This window comes from Variovorax sp. J22G73 (genome assembly GCF_030317035.1).
Taxonomy (GTDB): Bacteria; Pseudomonadota; Gammaproteobacteria; order Burkholderiales; family Burkholderiaceae_C; genus Variovorax.
In genome coordinates, this window is record NZ_JASZYK010000001.1 from 1,527,294 (window position 1) to 1,552,810 (window position 25,517).

27 protein-coding genes and 1 pseudogene are annotated in these 25,517 nt (G+C 66.1%); 9 read left to right on the top strand and 19 right to left on the bottom strand.

The window, feature by feature from the left end; genetic code table 11:
- Window positions 1-2 precede the first annotated feature (2 nt).
- Window positions 3-485, top strand: coding sequence for a GNAT family N-acetyltransferase (locus tag QTI51_RS07185; protein ID WP_116909106.1), 483 nt, complete (start codon window positions 3-5; stop codon window positions 483-485).
- Window positions 486-570: 85 nt separating this feature from the next.
- Here the strand turns inward: QTI51_RS07185 and QTI51_RS07190 are convergent, their stop codons facing one another.
- The 9 genes from QTI51_RS07190 to lexA form a co-directional block, all read right to left on the bottom strand.
- Complete coding sequence (locus QTI51_RS07190) at window positions 571-1,842, bottom strand: acyl-CoA dehydrogenase family protein (protein ID WP_116908936.1); 1,272 nt, start codon at window positions 1,840-1,842, stop codon at window positions 571-573.
- 53 nt (window positions 1,843-1,895) lie between these two features.
- Window positions 1,896-2,984, bottom strand: coding sequence for a phosphotransferase (locus QTI51_RS07195; RefSeq protein ID WP_116908937.1), 1,089 nt, complete (start codon window positions 2,982-2,984; stop codon window positions 1,896-1,898).
- A 55-nt stretch (window positions 2,985-3,039) separates the two neighbouring features.
- Window positions 3,040-3,759, bottom strand: coding sequence for a Crp/Fnr family transcriptional regulator (locus QTI51_RS07200; protein ID WP_116908938.1), 720 nt, complete (start codon window positions 3,757-3,759; stop codon window positions 3,040-3,042).
- Between the two features lie 60 nt (window positions 3,760-3,819).
- A complete protein-coding gene (locus tag QTI51_RS07205; RefSeq protein ID WP_116908939.1) occupies window positions 3,820-4,599 on the bottom strand; it encodes an oxepin-CoA hydrolase, alternative type in 780 nt (259 codons plus the stop codon).
- 20 nt (window positions 4,600-4,619) lie between these two features.
- The gene (locus QTI51_RS07210; RefSeq protein ID WP_116908940.1) at window positions 4,620-6,140 is read right to left on the bottom strand and encodes a 3-hydroxyacyl-CoA dehydrogenase; all 1,521 of its coding nucleotides are present in this window, start codon (window positions 6,138-6,140) and stop codon (window positions 4,620-4,622) included.
- Window positions 6,141-6,329: 189 nt separating this feature from the next.
- Window positions 6,330-7,499, bottom strand: coding sequence for an MFS transporter (locus QTI51_RS07215; RefSeq protein ID WP_116908941.1), 1,170 nt, complete (start codon window positions 7,497-7,499; stop codon window positions 6,330-6,332).
- Window positions 7,496-8,503 (bottom strand): D-2-hydroxyacid dehydrogenase family protein, encoded by a 1,008-nt coding sequence (locus tag QTI51_RS07220; RefSeq protein WP_116908942.1) that lies wholly within the window; start codon window positions 8,501-8,503, stop codon window positions 7,496-7,498. The genes QTI51_RS07215 and QTI51_RS07220 overlap by 4 nt, the downstream gene beginning before the upstream one ends.
- 169 nt (window positions 8,504-8,672) lie before the next feature.
- A complete protein-coding gene (locus QTI51_RS07225; protein ID WP_116908943.1) occupies window positions 8,673-9,050 on the bottom strand; it encodes a hypothetical protein in 378 nt (125 codons plus the stop codon).
- A 138-nt stretch (window positions 9,051-9,188) separates the two neighbouring features.
- Window positions 9,189-9,872: a transcriptional repressor LexA gene (gene lexA / locus QTI51_RS07230; RefSeq protein ID WP_116908944.1), complete on the bottom strand. Its 684-nt coding sequence runs from the start codon at window positions 9,870-9,872 to the stop codon at window positions 9,189-9,191.
- Window positions 9,873-9,945: 73 nt separating this feature from the next.
- Here lexA and QTI51_RS07235 point away from each other — a divergent pair, with 73 nt between their 5' ends.
- Complete coding sequence (locus tag QTI51_RS07235) at window positions 9,946-10,908, top strand: asparaginase (RefSeq protein ID WP_116908945.1); 963 nt, start codon at window positions 9,946-9,948, stop codon at window positions 10,906-10,908.
- A 37-nt stretch (window positions 10,909-10,945) separates the two neighbouring features.
- On the opposite strand, the gene adk is transcribed toward QTI51_RS07235, so the two are convergent.
- The 6 genes from adk to QTI51_RS07265 form a co-directional block, all read right to left on the bottom strand.
- The gene (gene adk, locus QTI51_RS07240; RefSeq protein ID WP_093129924.1) at window positions 10,946-11,602 is read right to left on the bottom strand and encodes an adenylate kinase; all 657 of its coding nucleotides are present in this window, start codon (window positions 11,600-11,602) and stop codon (window positions 10,946-10,948) included.
- 136 nt (window positions 11,603-11,738) lie between these two features.
- Window positions 11,739-12,512, bottom strand: coding sequence for a 3-deoxy-manno-octulosonate cytidylyltransferase (kdsB, locus tag QTI51_RS07245; RefSeq protein WP_116908946.1), 774 nt, complete (start codon window positions 12,510-12,512; stop codon window positions 11,739-11,741).
- The gene (locus tag QTI51_RS07250; protein WP_007836935.1) at window positions 12,509-12,691 is read right to left on the bottom strand and encodes a Trm112 family protein; all 183 of its coding nucleotides are present in this window, start codon (window positions 12,689-12,691) and stop codon (window positions 12,509-12,511) included. Before QTI51_RS07250 ends, kdsB begins: the two co-directional genes overlap by 4 nt.
- Window positions 12,672-13,619: a tetraacyldisaccharide 4'-kinase gene (gene lpxK / locus QTI51_RS07255; RefSeq protein WP_286513686.1), complete on the bottom strand. Its 948-nt coding sequence runs from the start codon at window positions 13,617-13,619 to the stop codon at window positions 12,672-12,674. The genes QTI51_RS07250 and lpxK overlap by 20 nt, the downstream gene beginning before the upstream one ends.
- Before the next feature lie 81 nt (window positions 13,620-13,700).
- The gene (locus tag QTI51_RS07260; RefSeq protein ID WP_503011484.1) at window positions 13,701-14,126 is read right to left on the bottom strand and encodes an ExbD/TolR family protein; all 426 of its coding nucleotides are present in this window, start codon (window positions 14,124-14,126) and stop codon (window positions 13,701-13,703) included.
- Window positions 14,127-14,226: 100 nt separating this feature from the next.
- Window positions 14,227-14,859 carry a MotA/TolQ/ExbB proton channel family protein gene (locus tag QTI51_RS07265; protein WP_116908949.1) on the bottom strand — a complete coding sequence of 211 codons (633 nt, stop codon included), beginning with the start codon at window positions 14,857-14,859 and terminating at the stop codon, window positions 14,227-14,229.
- 313 nt (window positions 14,860-15,172) lie between these two features.
- On the opposite strand from QTI51_RS07265, the gene xseA reads away from it, so the two are divergent.
- On the top strand, window positions 15,173-16,486 hold the full coding sequence (xseA, locus tag QTI51_RS07270; RefSeq protein WP_116908950.1) for an exodeoxyribonuclease VII large subunit: 1,314 nt from the start codon (window positions 15,173-15,175) through the stop codon (window positions 16,484-16,486).
- A 50-nt stretch (window positions 16,487-16,536) separates the two neighbouring features.
- Window positions 16,537-17,118, top strand: a complete 582-nt coding sequence (locus QTI51_RS07275) for a superoxide dismutase (protein WP_116908951.1) — start codon at window positions 16,537-16,539, stop codon at window positions 17,116-17,118.
- Window positions 17,119-17,202: 84 nt separating this feature from the next.
- Here QTI51_RS07275 and QTI51_RS07280 read toward each other — a convergent pair whose 3' ends face one another.
- The 3 genes from QTI51_RS07280 to QTI51_RS07290 form a co-directional block, all read right to left on the bottom strand.
- The gene (locus tag QTI51_RS07280) at window positions 17,203-17,661 is read right to left on the bottom strand and encodes a DUF192 domain-containing protein (RefSeq protein ID WP_116908952.1); all 459 of its coding nucleotides are present in this window, start codon (window positions 17,659-17,661) and stop codon (window positions 17,203-17,205) included.
- Window positions 17,662-17,774: 113 nt separating this feature from the next.
- Entirely contained in the window at window positions 17,775-17,972 is a 198-nt protein-coding gene (locus QTI51_RS07285) for a hypothetical protein (protein WP_116908953.1), read from the bottom strand.
- A gap of 151 nt (window positions 17,973-18,123) precedes the next feature.
- Window positions 18,124-18,447 carry a cell envelope biogenesis protein TolA gene (locus tag QTI51_RS07290; RefSeq protein ID WP_116908954.1) on the bottom strand — a complete coding sequence of 108 codons (324 nt, stop codon included), beginning with the start codon at window positions 18,445-18,447 and terminating at the stop codon, window positions 18,124-18,126.
- A gap of 218 nt (window positions 18,448-18,665) precedes the next feature.
- On the opposite strand from QTI51_RS07290, the gene icd reads away from it, so the two are divergent.
- Window positions 18,666-19,925 (top strand): NADP-dependent isocitrate dehydrogenase, encoded by a 1,260-nt coding sequence (icd, locus tag QTI51_RS07295; RefSeq protein WP_116908955.1) that lies wholly within the window; start codon window positions 18,666-18,668, stop codon window positions 19,923-19,925.
- Between the two features lie 242 nt (window positions 19,926-20,167).
- On the opposite strand, the gene QTI51_RS07300 is transcribed toward icd, so the two are convergent.
- A complete protein-coding gene (locus QTI51_RS07300; protein ID WP_286512191.1) occupies window positions 20,168-20,440 on the bottom strand; it encodes a hypothetical protein in 273 nt (90 codons plus the stop codon).
- A 139-nt stretch (window positions 20,441-20,579) separates the two neighbouring features.
- On the opposite strand from QTI51_RS07300, the pseudogene QTI51_RS07310 reads away from it, so the two are divergent.
- The 4 genes and pseudogenes from QTI51_RS07310 to tssG form a co-directional block, all read left to right on the top strand.
- A pseudogene (locus QTI51_RS07310) lies at window positions 20,580-20,873 on the top strand (type VI secretion system contractile sheath large subunit); the annotation flags it as partial.
- 125 nt (window positions 20,874-20,998) lie between these two features.
- Window positions 20,999-22,285 carry a type VI secretion system baseplate subunit TssK gene (gene tssK, locus QTI51_RS07315; protein ID WP_286512189.1) on the top strand — a complete coding sequence of 429 codons (1,287 nt, stop codon included), beginning with the start codon at window positions 20,999-21,001 and terminating at the stop codon, window positions 22,283-22,285.
- A gap of 16 nt (window positions 22,286-22,301) precedes the next feature.
- Window positions 22,302-24,374 carry an ImcF-related family protein gene (locus QTI51_RS07320; protein WP_286512187.1) on the top strand — a complete coding sequence of 691 codons (2,073 nt, stop codon included), beginning with the start codon at window positions 22,302-22,304 and terminating at the stop codon, window positions 24,372-24,374.
- 45 nt (window positions 24,375-24,419) lie between these two features.
- The gene (gene tssG, locus QTI51_RS07325) at window positions 24,420-25,505 is read left to right on the top strand and encodes a type VI secretion system baseplate subunit TssG (RefSeq protein ID WP_286513683.1); all 1,086 of its coding nucleotides are present in this window, start codon (window positions 24,420-24,422) and stop codon (window positions 25,503-25,505) included.
- Window positions 25,506-25,517 lie beyond the last annotated feature (12 nt).

Consider the following 25,517-nt stretch of genomic DNA (forward strand, 5'->3'; position numbering starts at 1 on the left):
TGATGCCGATCGACGTCCGTCTCGTCGACTACCGCGACGCGGCGCAGGCCGCCGCCCTGGTCGGCCTGCTCGATGCCTATGCCCGCGACCCTGCTGGCGGCGGCACGCCGCTCGATGCGGCGGTGCGCCAGGGGCTCCCCACCGCGTTGGCGGCGCGTCCGCAGGCTTTCAGCGTGCTGGCCTATGACGGCGAACATGCGGTGGGCCTGGTCAACTGCATCGAGGGGTTCTCGACCTTCGCCTGCAAGCCGCTGGTGAACGTGCACGACGTGGTGGTGCTGGCCAGCCACCGCGGCCAGCGCGTGGCCCAGCAGATGTTCGCGCTGGTGGAGCAGGAGGCGCGCCGCCGTGGCGCCTGCAAGCTCACGCTCGAGGTGCTGTCGGGCAACGCGCCCGCATTGCGCGCGTACGAGCGCGAGGGATTCGCGGGCTACCAGCTCGACCCGGCCTTCGGCCACGCTGTCTTTCTCCAGAAGAAGCTCTGACAAAGAAAAAGGGCCGGGGCGTGTTGAACGCCGTCGGCCCTTGTCGCAAGCCTCTCCCCGCAAGGGAGAGGGAGCAATACAACGATCAGAAGCGCGTCACCGGCATGTCGGCGTCGGCCTTGTTCGGCGCGTAGCGGCCCAGCTCCCACTTGGCGATCGCGTTGCGGTGCACTTCGTCCGGACCGTCCGCGAAGCGCAGCGTGCGTGCGTGGGCATAGGCGTTGGCCAGCGGAAAGTCGTCGCACATGCCGCCGCCACCATGCACCTGCATGGCCCAGTCGATCACCTGGCAGGCCATCGTCGGAGCGACGACCTTGATCATGGCGATCTCGTTCTTGGCGACCTTGTTGCCGGCCACGTCCATCAGCCAGGCGGCCTTCAGCGTGAGCAGGCGCGCCATGTCGATCTTGCAGCGCGCTTCGGCGATGCGCTCCTGCGTCACGGTCTGCGAGGCCACGGTCTTGCCGAAGGCCACGCGCGACGAGGCGCGCTTGCACATCAGCTCGAGCGCGCGCTCGGCCAGGCCGATCAGGCGCATGCAGTGGTGGATGCGTCCCGGGCCAAGGCGGCCTTGCGCAATTTCGAAACCGCGGCCTTCGCCCAGGAGGATGTTGCCCACCGGTACGCGCACGTTCTCGAAGTACATCTCGACGTGGCCGTGCGGCGCATCGTCGTAGCCCATCACGTTGAGCGGGCGCACGATGCGGATGCCCTTGGCGTCCGCCGGCACGATGACCATGCTCTGCTGCGAATGGCGGGGTGCGTCGGGGTCGGTCTTGCCCATGGTGATGTAGACCGCGCAGCGCGGGTCGGCCGCACCGGAAATCCACCACTTGTGGCCGTTGATGACGTACTCGTCGCCCTGGCGTTCGATGCGCGTCGCGATGTTGGTGGCGTCGCTGGAGGCCACGTCGGGCTCGGTCATCGCGAAGGCCGAGCGAATTTCGCCTTCGAGCAGCGGCTTGAGCCAGCGTGCCTTGATTTCCTCGGAGCCGTAGCGCGCGATGGTTTCCATGTTGCCGGTGTCGGGCGCCGAGCAATTGAAGGCTTCGCTCGCCCATGGCACCGCGCCCATGATTTCGGCGAGGGGCGCGTATTCCTGGTTGGTCAGGCCGGCACCGGCATAGCCGGACGCCGAGGCGCTGTCGACCGGCAGGAACAGGTTCCACAGGCCCTGGGCCTTGGCCTTTTCCTTGACCTTCTCGACGGTCTTCAGCGCGCTCCAGCGCTTGCCGGCGACCGTGTTGGCGGCCAGCTCGGCGCTGTACTCGGCTTCGGCCGGGTAGATGTTCTCGTCCATGAACGCCTTGACGCGTTTCTGGAGGTCTTTGGTTTTGGCCGAGTATTCGAAGTCCATCTTGTGTCTCCTGGTGGGTCCTGTGTGAGTGGGGTGGCGCTGAAGGACGGCGGTTACGCCTTTTGGGCGAACTGCCAGGCCATTTCGGCCATGGGGCGTGCACCGCGGCCCGAGGCCACGGCTTGCTCGCTCGATGCGGTGCCGGCCTCGACCCGCTTGGCAATGCCTTGCAGGATCGCGGCCATGCGGAACAGGTTGTAGGCCTGGTAGAAGTTCCAGTCGGGCGCCAGCGCCTCGGGCGTGGTGAGGCCGGTGCGCTCGCAGTACTTGCGGATGTATTCGCTCTCGGTCGGAATGCCCAGGCTCTTGTGGTCCAGGCCGCCGATGCCGCGGAATGTGGCGCCCGAGATGTGCCACGACATGCAGTGGTAGCTGAAGTCGGCCAGCGGATGGCCCAGCGTCGACAGCTCCCAGTCGAGCACGGCGATGGCGCGCGGCTCGGTGGCGTGGAACATGATGTTGTCCAGGCGGAAGTCGCCGTGCACGATCGACACCATGCTCTCGTCACGCGCGCTGGCCGGCATGTGCGCGGGCAGCCATTCCATCAGCTTGTCCATCTCGGGAATGGGCTGGGTGATGGACGCCACGTACTGCTTGCTCCAGCGGCCGATCTGGCGTTCGAAGTAGTTGCCCGGCTTGCCGTAGCTGGCCAGGCCGCGCTCGGCGAACTTCACCGAGTGCAGCGCGGCGATCACGCGGTTCATCTCGTCGTAGATGGCCGCGCGCTCGTCGTTGCCCATGCCCGGCAGCGACTGGTCCCACAGCACGCGGCCCTGCATGAATTCCATGACATAGAAGGCCCGCCCGATGACGCCTTCGTCCTCGCACAGGCAGTACATGCGCGGCACCGGCACGTCGGTGCCGGCCAGGCCGCTCATCACCTTGAACTCGCGCTCCACCGCATGGGCCGAGGGCAGCAGCTTGGCGACCGGGCCCGGCTTGGCGCGCATCACGTAGCTTTGCGACGGCGTGACCAGCTTGTAGGTCGGGTTCGACTGGCCGCCCTTGAACATCTCGACCGTCAGCGGCCCCTTGAACCCCTCGAGGTTCTTCTCGAGCCAGGCGGCAAGCGCGTCGACGTCGAAGGCGTGCTGTTGCGAGACGGCACGGGTGCCGATGAAGTTGGAGAAGTCCTGGCTCATGTCGGTGCTTGTCTTTTGTCTGTTCTTGTCGGTGGTCTTCTTGCAGGTGCGCGTTCTAGTCTTCAGCTTCCGACACGCGCATGAGCGCCGCGCGGTCCAGGATGACGAGCCCGCTCGTCTCGATGCGGATGGTGCCCTCGCGCTCCATGGTCTTCAGCTCCTGGTTGACCCGCTGGCGCGACGCGCCCAGCAGCTGCGCCAGTTCTTCCTGCGCAAGCTGCAGCCCGATGCGCATCTGGCTGCCGTCGTCCAGGTTGGGCACGCCGTAGCTGCGCACCAGGTGAATGAGCTGCTTGGCCAGCCGTGCCCGCAGGGGCAGGGTGTTGAGGTCTTCCACCAGCCCGAACAGCGTGCGGATGCGCCGCGCCTGCAGCCGCATCAGCGCCTCGTACAGCTCCACGTGCGACGCCAGGATCTTCTGGAAGTCGGCGCGAGCCACGCACAGGATGGTGCTGTCCCCATGCGCATACGCATCGTGCGTGCGCCGGTCCCCGTCGAACATTGCCACGTCGCCGAACCAGATGCCCGGCTCCACGTAGGTCAGCGTCACCTGCTTGCCCGAGACGGCCGTCGAACTCACGCGCACCGCGCCCTTGGCGCAGGCGATCCAGTGTTCGGGCGGGTCGCCGCGGGCAGCGATCAGGTCGCCGTCCTTGTAGCGTTTGACGAAAGCGCATCGGAGGATGTCGTGCCGTAGCGATGGGGATAGGGAAGAAAACCAGCGACCACTGTTGATCGCTTCACGTTCTTCGATAGTAAGAATGGGGTCGTCCATTGGTCTGTCCTCTCGGCGACTGAAAAGGCGGGGGGTGTCACGGGAGCGACGCGGGGGGCGTCACTCGTATTGCGGTGGCTTCTTGTCGAGAAACGCGGCAATGCCGATGCCTGCGTTCGCGTGGTGCAGGTTGCGCACGAAGTGGTCGCGCTCCTGCGTGAGCTGCGAGGTGAGCGTGGCGCCGCGCGCATCGCTCAGCAGCTCCTTGATGCTCGCCAGCGAGTTGGGCGCGCGCGCGTTGAGCTTGGCGGCCAGGGCCAGCGCGCCTTGCAGCGCCTGCCCGGTCTCGGTGAGCTCGTTGACCAGGCCCAGCGCATGCAGGCGCTGCGCGCCGATGCGTTCGCCGTTCATGAGCCATTCGCTGGCCAGCTGGCGCGGCAGCTGCTGCCCCAGGTGCCAGCTGAGGCCGCCGTCGGGCGACAGCGCCACGTTGCTGTACGAGGCCGCGAACACCGCGTCGCGCGCCGCGACCACGAAGTCGCAGGCCAGCGCGAGCGAGAAGCCCGCGCCGGCGGCAGCGCCTTCGACCGCCGCGATGATCGGCTTGGGGAAGGTACGGATCGAATCGATCCAGTTGTGCAGGCCCTCGATGCTCTCGGCCTGCACCGAGCGGTCGAGCTGCCGGTTGGCCAGCAGCCGCTGCAGCGAGCCGCCGGCGCAGAACCATGCGCCTTCGCCCACGATGACGACGCTGCGGATCTCGGCGCTGCCCTCGGCGCCGTTGAGCGCCTCGATGCCGGCGGCGTAGATCTCGGGGCCCAGGGCGTTGCGCTGGGTCGGGTTGGCGATGGTCAGCACCATGGTGCTGCCTTCGCTCGTGCTCTTCAGTTCGGCGGTCATTGCGTGGTGGTCCTCGGCTTTTATTCTTCTTCGTGCAGCAGGCTCAGGCCCAGCGCGCCGCGGCGGCGCAGCCACGGGCTCGGGCGATAGCGCGGGTCGCCGTACACCGTCTGCAGGTTGAACAGCACCTCGAGCATGTTGGTCGGGCCGTACAGGTTGCCCATGGCGAGTGGGCCACGCGGGTAGCCCAGGCCCAGCTGCACGGCGGTTTCCAGGTCGGCTGGCGTGCACACGCGCTGCTGGCACATGTCGGCGGCGATGTTCACGATGGCGCCGATCACGCGCTGCGTGACGAAGCCGCCGCTGTCGCGGATCACGCTCACAGCCTTGCCGTCGCGCGCGAACAGGGCGTGCGCGGTGTCGCGCATGTCGCGGCGCGTGGCCGGGTTGGTGGCGAGCACGCGGCGCTTGGTGGCGGCGTCGTCGATCAGCATGTCGATGCCCACGGTGCGCGTGGCGTCCAGGCGCTCGACCGCGGCCACCGTGGTCACGTCGAAGCCCAGCGGGGCCACCAGGATCAGCGAATGCGCGGCGGGCGTGGCGCCGCTGTCGATCTGCGCGCCCAGCGTGTTCACCAGGCGCAGCAGCTCGGCGCGGCGCGCGGCACGCGGCGACACCCAGACCGAGGGCGTGCCCTCGACCACGGGTGCGGCCGCCTCGGGCGTCTGCTGTATCACGCCGTCGGTGTAGCGGTAGAAGCCTTCGCCGGTCTTGCGGCCCAGCGCGCCCGCGGCCAGGCGCTGCGCGGTGATCACGCTGGGGCGAAAGCGCGGCTCTTCGAAGTACTGGTGGTAGATCGACTCCATCACCGGGTGCGACACGTCGAGCGCGGTCAGGTCCAGCAGCTCGAACGGGCCGAGGCGAAAGCCGGCCTGGTCTTTCAGGATGCGGTCGATGGTCGCGAAATCGGCCACGCCTTCGCCCACGATGCGCAGCGCCTCGGTGCCGTAGCCGCGGCCGGCGTGGTTCACGATGAAGCCGGGCGTGTCCTGCGCCTGCACGGCGCTGTGGCCCATCTGCTTGGCGTAGCCCGCGAGCTGCGCGCAGACCTCGGGCGAGGTCTTGAAGCCCGCCACCACCTCGACCACCTTCATCAGCGGCACGGGGTTGAAGAAGTGAAAGCCCGCGAAGCGCTCGGGGTGCTTCAGGCCGGCGGCAATGGCCGTGACCGAGAGCGACGAGGTGTTGGTGACCAGCGTGGCCGTGTCGCCCACGATGCCTTCGAGCTCGCGGAACAGCGTGCGCTTGACTTCGAGGTCTTCGATGACGGCCTCGACCACCAGGTCGCAACCGGCCAGCGCCTGGGCCGAGTCCACGGCCTTCACGCGGGCGATGTACGCGTCGCGCGTGGCGGCGTCGATCTTGTTCTTCTCGTGCAGCTTGTTCCATTGGGCGGCGAGGGCTTCGCGCCCGCGCTCGGCGGCGCCGGCGAAGCTGTCGAGCAGCAGCACTTCGCTGCCTGCCTGGGCGGCGATCTGCGCGATGCCGCGACCCATGGCGCCGGCGCCGATGACGCCGATTCGGGTGTAGTTCACTGTCATTTGCTGGAGGGTTTCAATGGTTGAGTGGTATCCGGGGCCGCCGCACGGGGCACCGGTGCGGGTGCCGCGATGTGGCTGGCGAAGCCCCGATTTTGCAGCCCCGCGCGCAAGGGGCGTGACGGGTGTTACGAGGAGGCGCTGGCGGGGACACTGTTCCGGGGTCCCGGGAGGGGCAGCGGCTCGGCAGGTTCAGGCCGTGCGGCCGCTGCGGTCGATGGCCACGCTCAGCACCATGGCGACCAGCAGCACGCCGAAGCCGACCCAGCTCATCCATGCGTCCGCGTCGTTGGCCAGCAGCCAGCCGCCCAGCGCCGCGCCCACCGCTTGGCCGGTGTAGATGCCCGAGCTGTTCAGCGCCACCGAGCCGGGCGCCAGCGCCGGCGCCAGGCCCACGAGTCGGGCCTGCTGGGCCGAGTTGGTCGCGAAGCAGCCCAGCCCCCAGGGCACCAGCACCACGGCCAGCCAGGCGAGCGAGGAGGCCAGCGGCCACAGCAGCAGGCTCAGCGTGATCAAGGCAGTCGTCGCCAGCACCATGCGCCCGGCGCCTACCCGGTCGATGTAGCGGCTGACCACCATGTTGCCGATCAGGCCGAAGGCACCGAACAGCGCCCACACCACGCTCAGCGAGGTCGCGTCCGCGCCGTAGTTCTGCTTGAGGATCGGCCCGAAATAACTCGACAGCACGAACTGCCCCGTGCCCTGCAGCGCGGTGACGCAGACGATGCCCATCAGCACCGGGCTGCGCAGCACACGCGACCAGGCGGCGGCGCTCAGCACGGCGGGACGAATGGCGTTCGGCAGGGTGAGCCAGATCGATGTCGCACTCGCGACACTGAGTGCCGCGATCACCATGAACGCCACGCGCCAGCCCAGGTGCCCGCCGATGAGCGCGCCAATGGGCAGGCCCAGCACCGACGCGATCGACCAGCCGAGAAAAACGAAGGTCACGGCGCGCCCGCGCTGCTCGGGCGGCACCAGCAGGCCGGCACAGGCCGCCGCCTGCGGCGTGAAGATGGCCGGTGCGATGACCGTGAGCATGCGAACCGGGAGCAGGGCGCCAAAGCTCGGCATCAGCGCGGCGAGCATGTGCCCGGCGGCGTACCAGAGCATGGTGAGCGCGAGCAGCTGGCGGCGGTCCCAGCCCGCGACCGCGGCGGCCAGCAGCGGCGCGCCGACGCACATCACCGCCGCGGCGGCCGTGATCAACTGGCCCGCCGTGGCAACGCTGACGGACAGCGAACTGCTGATTTCGTTGAGCGTGCCCGGCACCACCATCACACCGGTGCCGATCACGAAATTTCCCACGAGCAGCGCCCAGAGCGCGCGTTGCGACGCGCGCCGTGGCGCGGCCGGGCTCAACGGCGGACCTGCAGCGCGCCCGGGTTCACGATGTTCGTGGGGTTGCCGTTGATGTAGCTCACGACGTTGTCGAACGCCTGGCCGAAGTAGCTCTCGTAGCTTTCCTGCTCGACGTAGCCGATGTGCGGCGTGCAGATGCAGTTCTCCAGGCGCAGCAGCGCGTGGCCCTGCAGCGGCGGCTCGCTTTCGAACACGTCGATGGCGGCGAGGCCGGGGCGGCCGCGGTTGAGCGCGGCGAGCAGGGCATCGGCTTCGACCAGTTCGGCGCGCGAGGTGTTGACGAACAGCGCCGTCGGCTTCATGCGCGAGAGGTCTTCCAGCGTGATGAGGCCGTTGGTTTCATCGTTGAGCCGCAGGTGCACCGACAGCACGTCGGCGGCGGCAAAGAATTCGTGCCGGTTCTGCGCCACCTGGAAGCCGTCGGAGCGCGCCTTGGCGCAGCTGGCTTCGCGGCCCCAGATGACGACCTGCATGCCGAAGGCCTGCCCGTAGCGCGCCACCAGCTGGCCGATGCGGCCGTAGCCCCAGATGCACAGCGTCTTGCCCTTGAGCACCGAGCCGAGCCCGAAGTTGGGCGGCATCGACGCCGACTTGAGCCCCGACTGCTGCCAGGCCCCGTGCTTCAGGTTGCTGATGTACTGCGGCAGCCGGCGCATGGCGGCCATGATGAGCGCCCAGGTGAGTTCGGCCGGGGCCTGCGGCGAGCCGGAGCCCTCTGCTACGGCCACGCCGCGTTCGGTACAGGCCGCGACATCGATGTGACCGGCGATGCGTCCGGTCTGAGAAATGAGCTTGAGCTTGGGCAGCTTTTCGATGAGCTGGCGCGAGATCTGGGAGCGCTCGCGAATCAGCACGATCACGTCGGCGTCTTTCAGGCGGACCGACAGCTGCCCGATGCCCTTCACCGTGTTGGTATAGACCTTGGCCGCGTACGCGTCCAGCTTGGCTGCGCAGCGCAACTTGCGCACCGCGTCCTGGTAGTCGTCGAGGATCACAATGTTCATGGCGTGCCATTGTGCCTCGCAGCATCGGCATGACGCACCTGTGAACGTTTGGATACCCGGCCCGCACGCCTTGCCAAGCGGCTTGCCGTGCGCCTTCACGGGCGCTTGCGCTGCGGATTTGGCGGGCAGTGCCGCCCAATGCCGGGCCGAGTGCTGGCTCGGTGCCAGCTCAGTGCAGGCGCGTCGAGCGGTGGGCCGTGGCCAGGGTTTCCGCGGTCTCGAGCGCGGCCAGTCGGTCGAGTTCGGCGCAAACGTCGGCCATGCGGCCCGAGATCACCACGCGGTCATTGCGTTGCTGCCCTTTGCCGTCGACCACGCGAACCACGCGCAGCGGACGCGCAGGGGCGGTGGCCACCGCAGGCGTGGTCATGCCGGCACCGTTGCGAGAGGCACAGGCAGGGCGCACCGCAACGTAGCGCAAGCCGGCGGAGCTGTCGTTGTGGTCGAGATGGTCCCTGGCGTGGGGCCGGCGTGCCGGGATCAGTCTGTTGGCCAGCGATTGCAGCGGCATCCAGAAATCAGCGATGGCGAGGAGGGCGATTCCCATGTGAACTCCAAAAAAGTATGAGGTTGAACACAGGCAGGATTTCTTGAATCGGCTGCGACAGGGTGATGGCGACTCTTCGCCATACGCCCGCCACCTGTCGCGGCCGGATGAGGTGCAGCTGGCAGCAAGCCGTGAGGCCTACATCAGCATGGTGTTGCGAATGAGCCCGACAGCGAGGCCTTCGATTTCGAAAGGCTCGCCCGGCTGGACGATGATGGTCGGGTAGTCGGGGTTCTCGGCGTGCAGCTCGATGACCTGCTTGTTGCGCTTCAGGCGCTTCACGGTCACTTCTTCGCCCAGCCGCGCCACCACGATCTGGCCGTTGCGCGCTTCTTTGGTGGCCTGCACGGCGAGCAGGTCGCCGTCCATGATGCCGGCGTCGCGCATCGACATGCCGCGCACCTTCAGCAGGTAGTCGGGCTGGCGCTGGAACAGCGTGTTCTCGACGTAGTAGGTCTGGTCGACATGCTCTTGCGCGAGGATGGGGGAGCCGGCTGCGACGCGGCCGATGAGCGGAAGCGCCAGCTGGGCCATGCCGGGCAGCGACAGCGAGAACTGGCTGCCTTCACGATGGCGTGTTTCGTTCAGCGAGCGCAGAGCGTCACCCTTCAGGCGAATGCCGCGCGAGGTGCCGCTGACGAGCTCGATGACACCCTTGCGCGCCAGCGCCTGCAGGTGTTCTTCGGCGGCGTTGGCCGACTTGAATCCGAGCTCGTTGGCAATTTCGGCGCGCGTGGGTGGCGCACCGGTGCGTGCGATGGCGCTCTGGATCAAGTCCAGGATCTGCTGCTGGCGGGCTGTAAGCTTCACTGCGAACTGCATATGTGGTTCCTTGCGGCACTGGCTAGATATCCAGTACCTGTATTTTTAACCAGTTTTTTAAAGTTGACAAGTGATGGTCAATTCCCTTTCGCCTGAAGTGCGTCGCGTGGTGGTCCTGGGCACAGGCGGCACCATCGCCGGCAAGGCCGCCAGCAGCGGCGACAACATCGGCTACACGGCGGGGCAAGTGGGTGTTGCGGACCTGCTGGGCGGCATCGATGCACCCACGGGCGTGGCATTGGTGGCGGAGCAGGTGGCGCAGCTCGACAGCAAGGACATGTCCTTCGATACCTGGCAGAAGCTGGCGCAGCGTTGCGCGCATTGGCTGGCGCAGGCTGACGTGGCGGGCATCGTCATCACGCACGGCACGGACACCCTGGAGGAGACCACGTTCTTCCTGCACTCGGTGCTCTCCGCGACCAAGCCGGTGGTCCTCACCTGCGCGATGCGGCCCGCGACGGCGCTGGCGCCCGACGGGCCTCAGAACGTGCGCGACGCTATCAGCGTCGCATCCACGCCGGGTGCGCGGGGCGTGATGGCTGTGTGCGCCGGAACGATCCACGGCGGCCTGGACATCCAGAAGACGCACACCTACCGGCTCGATGCGTTCGCGTCAGGCGATGCCGGGCCGCTGGGCTACGTGGAAGAGGGCGAGGTGCGGTTGGTTCGCGCGTGGCCCGAGGCTGCTGCATCGCAGGTGTCGAAGATCTTCGATGCCGCCGCCGTGCAATGGCCGCGCGTGGAAATCGTGATGAGCCACGCCGGTGCGAGCGGGGCCGTGGTCGAGGCGCTGGTGCAGGCTAAGGGCGTCGATCCGCTGCGAGGGCTGGTGTTGGCCGCCACCGGCAACGGCACGGTGCATCACGCGCTGGAGGAAGCGGCATTGAAGGCGCAGGCCGACGGAATTGCCATCGTTCGTGCGACGCGTTGCGTGAACGGGCGCATCCTGCCGAAGGCAGGCGACCAGTTCCGCGATGCGGGCGCGCTGACGCCCGTGAAGGCGCGCATCGCGCTGATGCTGGAACTGCTCGGGTAACGAAAAAAAGCCGCCCTGCGAGAGGGCGGCTGCGAGATCAGCTGCTCAGTGCGGCCAGCGCACGCTGCGTGATTTCGTCGACCGTGCCCACGCCCTTGATGGCGCGGTATTTCGGCGCGGCGGCCGGGTCGGTGTTGGCCCAGGCCGAGTAGTAGTCCACCAGCGGACGCGTCTGCTGGCTGTACACGTCCAGGCGCTTGCGCACGGTTTCTTCCTTGTCGTCTTCGCGCTGGATCAGCTCTTCACCGGTCACGTCGTCCTTGCCTTCCACCTTGGGCGGGTTGAACTTGACGTGGTAGGTGCGACCCGAAGCCGGGTGCGAGCGGCGGCCGCTCATGCGTTCGATGATGTCGCCGAAGGGCACATCGATCTCGAGCACGTAGTCGAGCTTGACGCCCGCCGCCTTCATGGCGTCGGCCTGCGGAATGGTGCGCGGGAAGCCGTCGAACAGGAAGCCGCTGGCGCAGTCGGCCTGCGCGATGCGTTCCTTCACCAGGTTGATGATCAGGTCGTCGCTGACCAGTGCGCCCGCATCCATGACGGCCTTGGCCTGCAGTCCCAGGGGGGTGCCGGCCTTGACCGCGGCGCGCAGCATGTCGCCGGTCGAGATTTGCGGAATGCTGTATTTCTGGCAAATGAAGGCCGCTTGCGTGCCTTTGCCCGCCCCGGGCGCGCCCAGCAAAATTAGTCTCATGGTGTCCTCGGACGGTTCTTAGATTTTGTGTCGCACCCAGCGTCGGCCTCATGGCTGGGCCAGGCGGAATTGCTTCGAGGATAGCATGCGTGCCCTCGAGAAAATCTCCGCACTTCCCGCAGGCCGGGCGGCTTTCTCAGGCGCTGGTCCGAGCGGCAAAGACGGCGCGCACGCGCGCGAGGTCTTCTGGCGTGTCGATGCCCGGGCCGGGCGCGACATGGCTCACATGCACCGCGATCCGGTGCCCGTGCCACAGCGCGCGCAGCTGTTCCAGCGCCTCGGTGCCCTCGACGGGCGCCGCCGGCAGCAACGGAAACTTGCGCACGAAGCCCGCGCGATAGCCGTAGATGCCGATGTGACGCAGCGGCGCCGGCGTGGGCAGCACGGCGGGCGCATCGCCCTGCGTCGAGCCGTCGCGCCACCACGGAATGGGGGCGCGGCTGAAGTACATGGCGTTGCCTTGTGCGTCGAGCACGGCCTTCACCACGTTCGGGTTCATGAAGTCTGCGATCGAATCGATCTCGTGCGCCGCGGTGCTCATGGCCGCTTCGCTGTGCGAGGCCAGCGTGGAGGCGACCGCGTCGATCAACGCCGGGTCGATCAGCGGTTCGTCGCCCTGCACATTCACCACGATGTCGTCGCCGTCGAGGCCCAGTTGCTCGCAGGCTTCGGCCAGCCGGTCGGTGCCGCTGGGGTGATCCTGGCGGGTGAGGACGGCTTCGACGCCGTGCGCCTTGCAGGCTTCGATGATCGAGGCGTCGTCGCCGGCGACCACCACGCGCGCGGCGCCCGATTCGGCCGCGCGCTGCGCCACGCGCACCACCATGGGCAGGCCGGCGATATCGGCCAGGGGTTTGTTGGGAAGCCGTGTCGACGCCAGGCGCGCCGGCACCAGGACGGTGAAGCTCACAGGCCGAGCTCTTCGTCGGACAGCGTGCGTGCCTCGTTTTCGAGCAGCACCGGAATGCCGTCGCGCACCGGGTAGGCGAGACGCGCGCTGCGCGAGCAGAGCTCCTGCTTCTCGGGGTTCCAGGTCAGCGGACCTTTGGTGACGGGGCAGACGAGCAGTTCAAGCAGCTTGGTATCCATCGGGCGATGATAGCTTTGCGTCGAGCGCGTTGAAGAATTCCGGGGAGGGCGCGAACTCCAGCGGCACGGCCAGCGCGTCGGGCGCCCGGCGCCAGAGTTTGACGGCGTCCTTTTCGGTGCAGACGAGCGTGTGGCCGGGTGCGTCCGGGCGTTGCCAACCGTCGAAGTCGTGGTGGTCGGGCAAGGCGATGGTCTCGGCGAGCGTCAGGCCGCGTGCGCGCAGCATGTCGAAGAAAGCCTCGGGCCGCGCAATGGCCGCCAAGGCAATCACCGGGCGCCCGACGAGTGAATCCAACGGCACGCGCGAGCCGTCGTGTGCCAGCGCCTCGTTCGCCAGGCGCCTCGTCGCGGTGAACCCGCCGGCAAAGGCTGGCCGCGCGCCGCTGTGCAGCACCAGGTCGACCTTGCGCGGCCAGGCTTCGCGCAACGGCCCGGCAGGCAGCCGCCAGCCATTGCCGATGCCCCGGTCGTCGAACACGCAAATCTCTATGTCGCGCGCCAGCGCCAGGTGCTGCAGCCCGTCGTCGCTGACGATCACCTGCGTGGCCGGATGCCGGGCAAGCAGCGCACGCGCCGCTTCGATGCGCTTGCGCGCCACGAACACGGGCGCTCGGGTTGCGTGATGAATCAGTGCGGGCTCGTCGCCCACGTCCAGCGGATCGCTGTCGCCGAGCACTTCGCGGCAGTCGTCGGTGCGTCGCCCGTAGCCGCGCGAGACCACGCCCACCTGCAGCCCGCGTGCACGCAGGTGCTGAACCACGGCCATCACCACCGGCGTCTTGCCCGCGCCGCCCGCGATCACGTTGCCGACCACGATGACGGGCACCGGCACCCGCTCCGTTCGCAGCCACCCGAGGCGATAGAGCCCCGTGCGGACAGCGAAGATGGCGGCGTACAGCAGCGACAGTGGCCACAGCAGGCAGGCCATGGGGCCACGCCGCAGCCAGGCACTCTGCAACCGCGAGGCCGGCGGCGCGGCGCTGCTGCCGTGGCCTTCGGAAGACGGCACTCAGTGCCCGGCTTGTGCCGTCGACTGGGCGGCGAAGGTGATCTGCATCAGGCCGGCACGGCGTGCGGCCTCCATGACCGTGATCACGGCCTGGTGCGGGCTGGTGGCGTCGGCGCTGATGATCACCACGCTGTCCTTGCCGCCGGTGGCTGCTGCGGCGAGCGCGGCGGCCACGGTCTCGACATTGCGGTCGGGCAGCGGGGTCTTGTTGATGGCGTAGCGGCCGTCGGCCGACACCGTCACGATCACTTCCTTCGGGTAGTCGCGCTGCGCATCGACATCCGCCGTCGGCAGCCGCAGCTGCATTTCCGTGAACTTGCTGTAGGTGGTCGACAGCATCAGGAAGATCAGGATGACCAGCAGCACGTCGATGAACGGGATCAGGTTGATCTCGGGCTCGTCGCGCGCGCCGTGGCGGAACTGCATGCGGGCACGGGTCATGACAGGCCCCCGCCAAGCTGCCCCAAGGAGGCGGCGGCCCCTTCGCAGGGCAGCGCGGCACACGCGGTGGCGAGCATGGACGTCGTCATTTGCGCAGTGCGTTCAGGTGCCGGGCAAAGCGCTCGCCCGAGAGTTCGAGGTTCAGCAGGTATTCGTCGACGCGGCTGCGAAAGTAGCGCCAGAAGATCAGCGTCGGAATGGCCACGATCAGGCCGAAGGCCGTGTTGTACAGCGCAATCGAGATGCCATGCGCCAGCTGCGCCGGGTTGCCCGCGCCGACGGCACCGCTGCCGGGCGACTGCGACCCGAAGATCTCGATCATGCCGATCACCGTGCCCAGCAGCCCGAGCAGCGGGGCGGCGGAAGCGATGGTGGCCAGGGCAGGGAGATAGCGCTCCAGCTTGTGCGCCACGGTGCGGCCCGAGGCTTCCATGGCCGCGCGAAGGTCGTCTTCAGTGCAGCGCGGGTTCGCGTTCAGCGCGCGCAGGCCGGCGGCCAGCACCTGGCCGAGCATCGAGTTGCGTTCCAGCTTGGTCACCACGTCGGGCCCCGGAATGGCGGTATGCGACACGGTAATGGTTTCGTCGAGCAACTTCGGTGGCAGGACCTTCACGGTTTTCAGACTCGTGAAACGTTCTATAACCAGCGCGAGCGCAATGACCGAACAAGCGAGCAAGGGCCAGATCGGCCAACCCGCGGCAACTATGATGGAAAACAAGAAAATCCTCCGGCCCGTAGACTGCAAATGCGCGGCGATTATCCACTGAGCCCACCATCGGCACGCGCCTTGTTTGGATGTCGGCACAGACGCACAGATTCTGTGGATAACTTTGTGACTAACCTGCTGCGCAAGGCGTCCGAACCCGCATGGGACGGCCTTTTCGCTAGAACGACTGAATTTTGAGCAGCACTTTTTTCAATGAAATCAATGGCTTGCACGTGGAACCGTGCGCCTGTTCCGCCGCAAGCGCGCAAAGCACGCGTCTTGAGGCGCGTTGTGGAAGAGTGGCTTTGGGCCGTGCGTGCGCGTCATGAACCTGCGTGAACCGAATTCCGCGCCAGGCCCTCGCGTGTGGGCCGTGGGCGCGCTGTGCCGCGCGGTGGCGGATGCGCTCGACGCGCGTTTCAATCCGGTCACGGTTCGTGGCGAGATTTCGGGGTTTTCGCGCGCTACGAGCGGACACTGTTATTTCTCGCTCAAGGACGAATTCGGTCAATTGCGTTGCGCGATGTTTCGCCGCGCAGCCGGCCTGCTCGACTTTTCGCCGCGTGACGGCGACCAGGTCGAGGTGCGCGGCCGGCTCGCGGTCTACGAGCCGCGCGGCGATCTGCAACTGGTGGTCGAGAGCCTGCGGCGCGCGGGGCAGGGCGCGCTGTTCGAGCAGTTCATGCAGCGCAAGGCACGGCTGGAAGCCGAAGGCCTGTTCGATCCCGCGCGCAAGCGGCCGTTGCCGGCCATGCCGCGCGCCGTCGGCGTCGTCACGTCGCTGGGCGCGGCGGCCTTGCACGACGTGGTCACGGCGCTGCGACGTCGCGTGCCGCACATTCCGGTCGTGCTGGCGCCGGCGGCCGTGCAGGGTGCCAACGCGCCGGCGGACCTGGTGCGTGCATTGCAATCGCTCTATGAACTCGAGCCGGCTGTGGACGTCATCCTGCTGGTTCGAGGCGGCGGCTCCATCGAAGACCTTTGGGCTTTCAACGACGAAACGCTGGCGCGTACGATCGTGCAGAGCCCGGTGCCGCTCATCAGCGGCGTGGGGCATGAAACCGACTTCACCATCGCGGATTTTTGTGCCGACCTGCGCGCGCCCACGCCCACGGCGGCCGCCGAACTCGTCAGCGCGCCGCGCGACCTGTGGCTCGGGGCCATCGACCTGCTCGACGAACGGCTGAGCGATGCGCTGGGCGGGCGGCTCGATGCATTGGGCCAGCGGCTGGACCAGGCGGCGGGCCGGCTGGGCCGTCCGTCGAACCTCGTCGCGCGCCAGCAGCTTCGCCTGGCGCACCACGCGCAGCGGCTGCACTACGCGGTGTTGTCGCGGCGCGAGCGGCTGGCGCAGGTGCCGCGCTCCATCGCCGCGGACTTTCCCGTGAAGTTCGACCGGGCGTTGACGCAGCGTCGCGAGCGCCTCGAGCGCGTCGCGCTGCGCCTGCGGCTGCTCGACCCGGCGCTGGTGCTGCAACGCGGCTATGCATGGCTCACCGATACAGACGGTCATGCGATCGTCAGCGCGACGCAACTGGCGCCCGGCGATGCGGTCACCGCACGGCTCGCCGACGGCGAGGTCGACATGACCGTCACGCCGGGCGACGCGACGGGAACGCGTCCGACGCGTCCTCGATGATTAATTCCTAGAATCCTTGATTCCCCACAACCAACCCACGAGAAAAAACCATGGAACATGTGCTCCCACCCCTGCCGTACGCCCTAGACGCACTGGCACCCGAGTATTCGAAGGAAACCCTCGAGTACCACTACGGCAAGCACCACAACGCCTATGTGGTGAACCTCAACAACCTGCAGAAGGGCACCGAGTTCGAATCGATGACGCTCGAGGAGATCATCAAGAAGTCGAGCGGCGGCATCTACAACAACTCGGCCCAGATCTGGAACCACACCTTCTTCTGGAACTGCATGAAGCCGCAAGGCGGCGGTGCACCGACCGGCGCGCTGGCCAAGGCCATCGATGCCAAGTGGGGCAGCTACGACGCCTTCAAGGAAGCCTTCGTGAAGTCGGCCGTGGGCAACTTCGGCTCGGGCTGGACGTGGCTGGTGAAGAAGGCCGACGGTTCGGTGGACATCGTGAACACCGGCGCCGCCGGCACGCCGCTGACGACTGCGGACACCGCGCTGCTGACCGTGGACGTCTGGGAACACGCCTACTACATCGACTACCGCAACCTGCGCCCGAAGTTCGTCGAGACCTTCCTGGCCAAGCTGGCCAACTGGGACTTCGCGGCCAAGAATTTCGGCTGAAAAGACCGTGGCTGAGCACACGCTCCGCCAATGAAAAAGCCGACCCGCGGGTCGGCTTTTTTGCGGGCTGCAGCCAGCGAATGCTCAGCGTTTGGTGGCTGCGAACAGCTCGCCACCCAGCTTCGCACCCTTCTTGATGTTCTTCTTGGCGAACCAGCCCTGGTTCATTTCGAGCACGTAGCGCACGGGCTCCAGCGAGCAATGCGAGTTCTCGGTCATGGGCTGCATGTCGACCAGGTTCACGATGCGGCCGTCGTCGGCCACGAAGGCGGCGGTGAGCGGCAGGATGGTGTTGCGCATCCAGAAGCACTGGGTGGCGGGCTGCTCGAACACGAAGATCATGCCCTCGGCCTGCGGCATTTCCTTGCGGAACATCAGGCCGATCTCGCGCTGCTGAGGCGTTTGCGCAATCTGCGTGTCGATCTTGTAGAGGCCGACCGACAACTGCGTGCGTGGCAGGTCGGTCTGGGGTTGCTGCTGGGCTTGCGCCGACATCATGAACGACGCGGACACGAGGAGCAGGGCGGCGAGACGCTGGAACATCGGACAACTCTTTCAGGGTGGGGTCGGTGCCCGGCCCGTAGTCAAAATTGAAGCTGATTGAAAGCCAAATGAAAATGCCCGCTGATGCGGGCATTGCCGGAGAGCGAGAAAGCTTACACCTTCTTGGCGGTGGCCGTGTGGGCCTTGGCCACGTGGCGAACCTTGTGCTTCTTGGCGGCAACGTGCTTCTTGGCAGAAGCGTGCTTGGCAACCTTCGCGGCGGCGGGAGCGGCCGTGGTGGGTTCGGCTTGTTGAGCAAAAGCACCGGCAGCGAAGAGACCGGCGACCAGGGCTGCGAGCAGCTTGTTCATGAAGAGATCCTTTGAAATTCGTTGATTTGGATTGCCCTTCCCGCGGAAGGTAGACATTCAACGGAAGCCGCGGCGCGTGGTTGACAGTCGGACAACGACTACAGGCGAAAAAAAAGCGCCCCGAGGAGCGCTTTCTTTTGAGCAGGCCGAATTACTTCGGGGTGCCGCCTTGGGTCGACTTGCGCTTCACGCTGCCGTCCTTGTTACGACGACGTTGGTCGCGCGATTCAGCGCGCTTCTCGCCGGAAGCAGCAGCCTTGTCGCCACCGATGGCGCCGCCTTCGGGCGTCTTGGCTTCGTCGCCAGCGGGAGCTGCAACCTTGCCAGCGGGCTTGGAAGCCTTCTTGGCTTCGGCACGTTGCTGCGACTTGCTGTTGGTGGCGTTACCTTGTTCGGGCGTGGTGCCGGCCGGGTTTTGTGCATAGGCGCCAGCGGCAAACAGGCCAGCGATCATGACTGCGAGAATTTTGCTCATTGAAGATTCCTCTATCGAGAATTGGTTGGAAACGCCTCCCGGCGAGCAGAAGGTCAGCCACTAACGAGGCCGATGGCCCTACGGTTGACAAACGCTTGCTGATGGGTTGCGTCTAAAATGTACAGCGATTTGTTCACGGGCTGTACAGCGAATCCACCCCGTGTCTGAATTCGCTGACAGTTGTCAAAATTAAGTCAATCCCGGAGTCAATCCCCCACATGTCCAGCTATCAGCACATCAAAGTCCCGACCGAGGGTCAGAAGATCACGGTCAACGCAGACAACTCGCTCAATGTGCCTGACGAACCGATCATTCCCTTCATCGAAGGCGATGGCACCGGCCTGGACATCACCCCCGTCATGCTGAAAGTGGTCGACGCGGCCGTGGCCAAGGCCTACGGCGGCAAGAAGAAGATCCACTGGATGGAGGTCTACGCCGGCGAAAAGTCGACCAAGGTCTACGGCCCCGACGTCTGGCTGCCGGAGGAAACCCTGCACGCCGTGCGCGACTACGTCATCTCCATCAAGGGCCCGCTGACCACGCCCGTGGGCGGTGGCATCCGCTCGCTGAACGTCGCGCTGCGCCAGGAACTCGACCTGTACGTGTGCCTGCGCCCCATCCAGTACTTCAAGGGCGTGCCCAGCCCGGTGCGCGAGCCGCACAAGACCAACATGGTCATCTTCCGCGAGAACTCGGAAGACATCTACGCCGGCATCGAGTTCGAGGCCGAGAGCGAGAAGGCCAAGAAGCTCATCAAGTTCTTGCAGGACGAAATGGGCGTCAAGAAGATCCGTTTCCCCAACACGTCGGGCATCGGCGTCAAACCCGTTTCCATCGAAGGCACGGAGCGCCTCGTGCGCAAGGCGCTGCAATACGCCATCGACAACGACAAGCCGAGCGTGACCCTGGTGCACAAGGGCAACATCATGAAGTTCACCGAAGGTGGCTTCCGTGACTGGGGCTACAACCTGGCAGCCAAGGAGTTCGGCGCCGAGCTGATCGACGGCGGCCCCTGGATGAAGTTCAAGAATCCGCGCACCGGCAAGGACATTACCGTCAAGGACAGCATCGCCGACGCGTTCCTGCAGCAGATCTTGCTGCGCCCGGCCGAGTACAGCGTGATCGCCACGCTCAACCTGAATGGCGACTACGTATCCGACGCACTGGCCGCGCAGGTCGGCGGCATCGGCATCGCGCCCGGCGCCAACATCAGCGACACCGTCGCCATGTTCGAAGCCACGCATGGCACAGCCCCCAAGTACGCCGGCAAGGACTACGTGAACCCTGGTTCCGAAATCCTCTCCGCAGAAATGATGCTGCGCCACATGGGCTGGAAGGAAGCCGCGGACCTCATCATCAGTGCGATGGAGAAGTCGATTGCCAGCAAGAAGGTCACCTACGACTTCGCACGCCTGATGGAAGGCGCGACGCAAGTGAGCTGCTCCGGCTTTGGCCAGGTCATGATCGACCACATGTAATTGCCCCTGCATTTGCCGACACCTTCGGGTGTCCGCCGAGCCCCTGAATTCCCGAAAGGAAATTCAGGGGCTTTTTCTTTTGCTGCTCGACTGTCTCGTTTTGCATTGAAACAGTACTTTAGTGATAGGTCGGAAGGGGCGGAAATGGGCAAACGTCACAGATCGATTTGCTCCCGGCCTGAGGACACTATTGCTTGAAATTGTGCATGGTTTGCACCACCGGAAGACCACCAGAATCGCGCTCATTCCAGAAAGCATAGGGAGCGCGGAGTGGACAAGAAAAGCGAAAACGCAGGTTCGTCGGTGCGGCGTTCGACCGGCATGCCGACCCGGGTCGCCGTGTCGGGAATCGCCCCATGACGATCGCGCGCCGAGCCTTGTTCGGCAAGCTCAACCTCACCTTGTTTCGCGGCATCGAATCCGCGACGGCGTTCGCGAGGCTGCGAGGCAATCCCTACGTTGAACTGACGCATTGGATCCACCAACTCTGGCAGCTCAACGACAGCGATCTGCATCGGATGTGCCGCCACTACAAGGTCGATTCGCAAACGGTCGAGAAAGACCTGGCGTCTTCACTGATGACGCTGCCTTCGGGGGCGACCTCGCTGAGTGACTTCTCGCATCACATCGAAGCCGCCGTGGAGCGCGCGTGGGTACCTGAAGTGCATCGTGCGCGACAAGATCGGTTCGTTCAAGGAGCGCGAGGACATGCAGCGCTGGCTCAACGAATGGATCATGCATTACGTCGATGCCGACCCCGCCAATTCCTCGCAGGAAACCAAGGCGCGGAGGCCGCTCGCCGCCGCCGAGGTCGTGGTGGAGGACATCGAGGGCAACCCGGGCTACTACAGCGCCAAGTTCTTCCTGCGGCCTCACTTCCAGCTCGAAGGCCTCACCGTCTCGCTGCGACTCGTCGCCAAGCTGCCGTCGCTCAAGGAAGCGGCCTGAGCTGATCTCAGGCACCGCACGTCATTCGAGGAAGAGGCACGCAGATGCCTCCGACCCAACCGCTCAGTGCGCCGACCAGAGCGCTCGAGCATCTGTCACATCACAACAAAGTTCAGGGAGTTTTCATGGCACAAGACATTTTTCTGAAGATCAACGGCATCGAGGGTGAGTCGCAGGACAGCGACCACAAGAACGAGATCGAGGTCCTGGCCTTTAACTGGAAGGCCTTCCAGGAATCAACCATGCATGCCGGCTCGGGCGGCGGCGCCGGCAAGGCCACGGTGGAAGACCTGGAGTTCGACCACTACGTGGACCGGTCAAGCCCCAACCTCATGAAGTACTGCCTCACCGGCAAGCACGTGCAGGAAGCGAAGCTCACTGTCCGCAGTGGCGAGGAGACCTCCTTCGACGATGCGACGGCGTCGCTCGCACGCTTTTCGGTGTTCGACACCGAACTGCGCGATGCGAACTCGCTCGGGCAAGGACCGAAGACGGTGCAGCTTTCCAGGCTGCGCCTGCGGCTGTTGCCGCAGCGGGAACTCACCGACGCCTGGATCGGCCTTCCGCTCGCCAGGATCACGGTGCTTCGCTCCGACGGCAGCGTCGCCATCGATCCGCACCTGATTCCTCCGGTCGCAGGCTACGGAGCAAGCCCGTTGTTGACGGACTGGGTCACCAACCTGCACGGCCTGTGCCGGCTGCGCGCCCAGTCGCTGGCGGCCCGGCTCAGCGGCAACGATGGCAAGTCGAGTGAATCGGCGGAGGTGTCCGACTTCCTGCTGCTGCAGATACTCAATCGATACGAATCCTTGTTCGAGCACTGGCTACGCGTTCGGGAGACTTCTCCGGAAGCGGTCTACACGGCACTGCGGACGCTGAGTGCGGAACTTGCCACCTTCGTGCGACCGAGCACGCGACGGCCCGCTGCGCATCCGGCCTACCAGCATGCGGACCCGTACCTGTCTTTCCGGGAGCTGATCGGCGACGTGCAGGCCATGCTGAACGACGTGCTGGTGCGCAGCGCTCAAAGCATTCCTCTGGCCAACCGTGCGAATGGCGTGCGTGTTGCCAGTGTCGAACCGTCCGAGCTTCAGAGCTTCTCGAGCCTGGTTTTCGCAGTGGCGGCACACACGCCTCCCGAGCAACTTGCAAGCCAGTTTCCTGACCGCTGCAAGGTCGGTCCGAGCGACCGGCTCGCCGAGCTCATCCGCTCGCACCTGCCGGGGATTCCGCTGCAGACGCTCCCTGTGCCGCCGCGCCAGATTCCTTTCAACGCGGGCTTTGTCTACTTCCAGATCGACCCGCGGGGCCCGCTCTGGGAGCACATGGTCAAGCACGGTGGCCTGGCATTGCATGTCGCGGAAGAGTTCCCGGGACTGCGGCTGGAGCTCTGGGGCGTGCGAGAGAAATGACGGAGCAAAGACGCCAATGACGACCCCCATCACCAGCCTGCAGAAGGAATACATCCGTCTGCTCGACGGCAGCGCCGCTGCCATGACGATTGCCGGCGCGGACATCGCCCCCGGGGCCTTCGTCGGCGTTGCCTGGCGGAACCTCACGTTCACCGGATGCGACTTCGCGGGTGACGGAAACATCAAGCTGAGCTCGATGACCGACTGCACGTTCATCGACTGCAGGTTCCTGGCGCCGAGGCACGACTTCGGCGTGATGGCGAATGTGCGTTTCAGCCAATGCAGATCGACGGGCCGCTCGATCTTCGGCGGTCGCGACGGAAGCACCGGCGTGGCGTTCGAGGGTTGCACCTTTGCCGGCGGTGACGCTACGCCGGCCGGCTACGAGGGAATCGGCTGCACTGGCGAGGTGGTGTTCCGCAACTGCGTTGGCGCCGGAGACCTGCTGGTGGCCGGCACGCGGCTGACCATCGAGGCCTTTCAAGGCATGAAGGGACAGCGTTCTGCAGCGCAGGGTCGGGAGGGCTTGAGAGCCCAGGTCGAAACCGAACTGGCGTTGCTCAACGACCGACTGGCCGCCGGGTTGCATTCGCGGCTGAACGAGGAATTCGACGTCGACCGCCGCAAGCGATTGTTCGCCTTACCGCAAGAACTCGCCGGCCTGGCCGAGCCGCTGGTGCTCATGCTCGACGAAATTTTCCTGGCCTCGCGCTTCGACCGCACGCAGGTGCAGGACATGCTGCGAGGTGTTTATTTCACCAGCGGCTCGCAGGCCGAATCGGACCTGCCGGCCGTGCCGGGCACCGTGTTCCAGCGGCTTCAACGCGGCTTGGGTATTTCGTCGTCGCGAGCCGATGGCGCGACGCCTGCGCGCGGCGGGCAGAGCTACTTTCTCCAGGACGTGCTGACCAAGGTGATCATTCCCGAGGCTCATCTCGTGAGGCCGAACCTGCGCTGGGAGTTCCGGTTTCGCCTGTTGCGCTTCACGGGGCACGCGCTTTGCATCGTGATTTTTCTGTGGTTGGCCAGTGCGCTCGCGCTGAGCTTCGGCAACAACAAGCAATACCTGAGCACGGTGGGCCAACGCGTCGACTTGCTGTCCGGTCAGGTTCGCGCGCTGTTCGCCAGCTTCAAGCCGATGGGCGTTCCCGATGTGCTCAACGGCGCCAGCGAGCTGCCGGGCTACCCAGGCCTCGACATCGCGCATCCGCCGGGTGGCTTTCTGTACGGCCTGTACACGGTGCCGCCGGTGCTCGAGGCGACGCATGAAACCTACGCCCAGTTGCAGGACCACATGCTGATGCCCTCGATCCTGAAGCGCATGGAGGCGGTGTTGACGCAGAGCGTGAAAGACGGCGACGCCAAGACGGCTTATGAAGCGCTGCGGGTCTACAAGCTGTTGCACGACCGGGATCGGTACATGAGTGGTGGCGCGCGAGACGTTCGCAACTGGGTGCTCAAGGACTGGGAGGCGGCCGACAGCGCCGCAGCATTCGGCGGGCGCGCGTCGATGGTCGGCCATGTGACGGCCCTTTTCTCCGGCGAGCGTCCCGCACAGTCGGTGTCGCTGCCCAACGAAGCCTTGGTGGACGACCCGACGCGCAAGCAGCAGAACGATCTCTTGCTGGAAGATGTCCGCCGCCAGTACCTCACCGAGTACGCCCGCCATTGGGAGGCTTTCCTCGAGTCGGTGCGCACCGTGAGCGGTAGCGACACCACCGGTACCAGCCTGGGCTTCGATCTGAACGTGCTGCGGCAGTTTGCCGCGCCCGATTCGCCGTTGGCGCGGCTGGTGCGCGCGGCCGCCCGGGAGACCACACTGTCGCGGCCATTGGCTGTTCGGGCGCAGGAGGAGAAGGGCTTTCTCGACAAGGCCACGGACGAGCTCAACAAGCAGACCAGCGCCATCGGCGGGGGTCTTGGCATTCGTGCCGAAGAGCGGCTCGAAAAGCAGATCGTGGACAACCGCTTCGCCGCGCTTCGCGAAGTCGTCACAGGGCAAGCCGACATCGGCGCGAGCAGCGTCGGGCAGCCATGTGCGTATCGGTCCGCCGCGCGTCCGCTCCGGCGAAACGAAAACCTCCGATAGCGAAGGCGCAGCGTGAGTTCCGACGCCACGCACGTTCTTTCACCGATGTTGGCTCGGTTGCGTCAGGCGCCGTGGCGGTTTGGCTTTTTTTCCTTGTTGCGGCGATTCGGCGCGTCGAACGCCCAACATCCTCCCATCGGGCTGGCGAGCCGCCCGCAGCAGGAGCCGTTCAGGCTGGGGCAGGCGGCTGCCTTGATCTTCGCGCCTCGCGAGATTGCCGAGGCCGTGCTGCCCGGCGAGGCAGACGACCGGCCCCCCGGCAGCGCCAGTCGGCGATCAGGAAACAACCCGCTGCTTCCGATGGTGCGCGTGTACGGCCTGGGCATGCTGGGACCGAACGGTCCGCTGCCGCTTCACTACACGGAAATCGTGCGCGACCGCAGTGAGAACCACAGCGACACGACGCTGGCGGACTTTCTCGACCTGTTCCACCACCGCTACCTCACGCACATGTACCGGGCATGGGCGCAAAGCCAGGCTGCGGCGGGGCTCGACCGGGCCGATGACGAGGTGTTCAGTTGCTATGTCGCGCGCCTGACGGGACACGATCCGCTGGAGATTCGCGACTCTGTGCTCCCAGCCCATGCCCGGCTCGCGGCGTCGACGCACCTGGTGCGGGAGGCGCGCAACCCGGACGGGCTCGCCGCCACGCTGGCCCGATTCTTCGCGGTGCCGGTGCAACTGCAGGAGTTCGTGCTGCACTGGATTCGCATCGACGACGACGACCGCAGCCATCTGGGCCAAGCGCGTGCTTCGAGCGTCATGGGCGTGGGGGCGATCGCGGGGGAGGTGGTGGCCGACCGGCAGAACAAGTTCCGGCTGGTGCTCGGGCCGCTCGACCTGGGCCAGTACCTGCGCTTTACGCCCCAAGGTCGCGACCTGCCCGCGCTCGTCGAATGGGTGCGTGCCTTCGTCGGCTATGAGTTCGTCTGGGAGGTCGAGCTGCGCGTGCGAAACGACAGCACGCCGCCGGCGCGGCTCGAGGACGGCGAAAAGCTCGGGTGGTCGACCTGGCTGGGTGGTGCCGAAGGCAGCGCGCCGGCCGCCGATTGCAGTGTCGGCATGGTTTTCGAGCCCGAGCAATACGTACGGGCTTCCTTCTCCGGCGAGCAGCCGCATCCCGCAATCTGATCCGGATTCTTT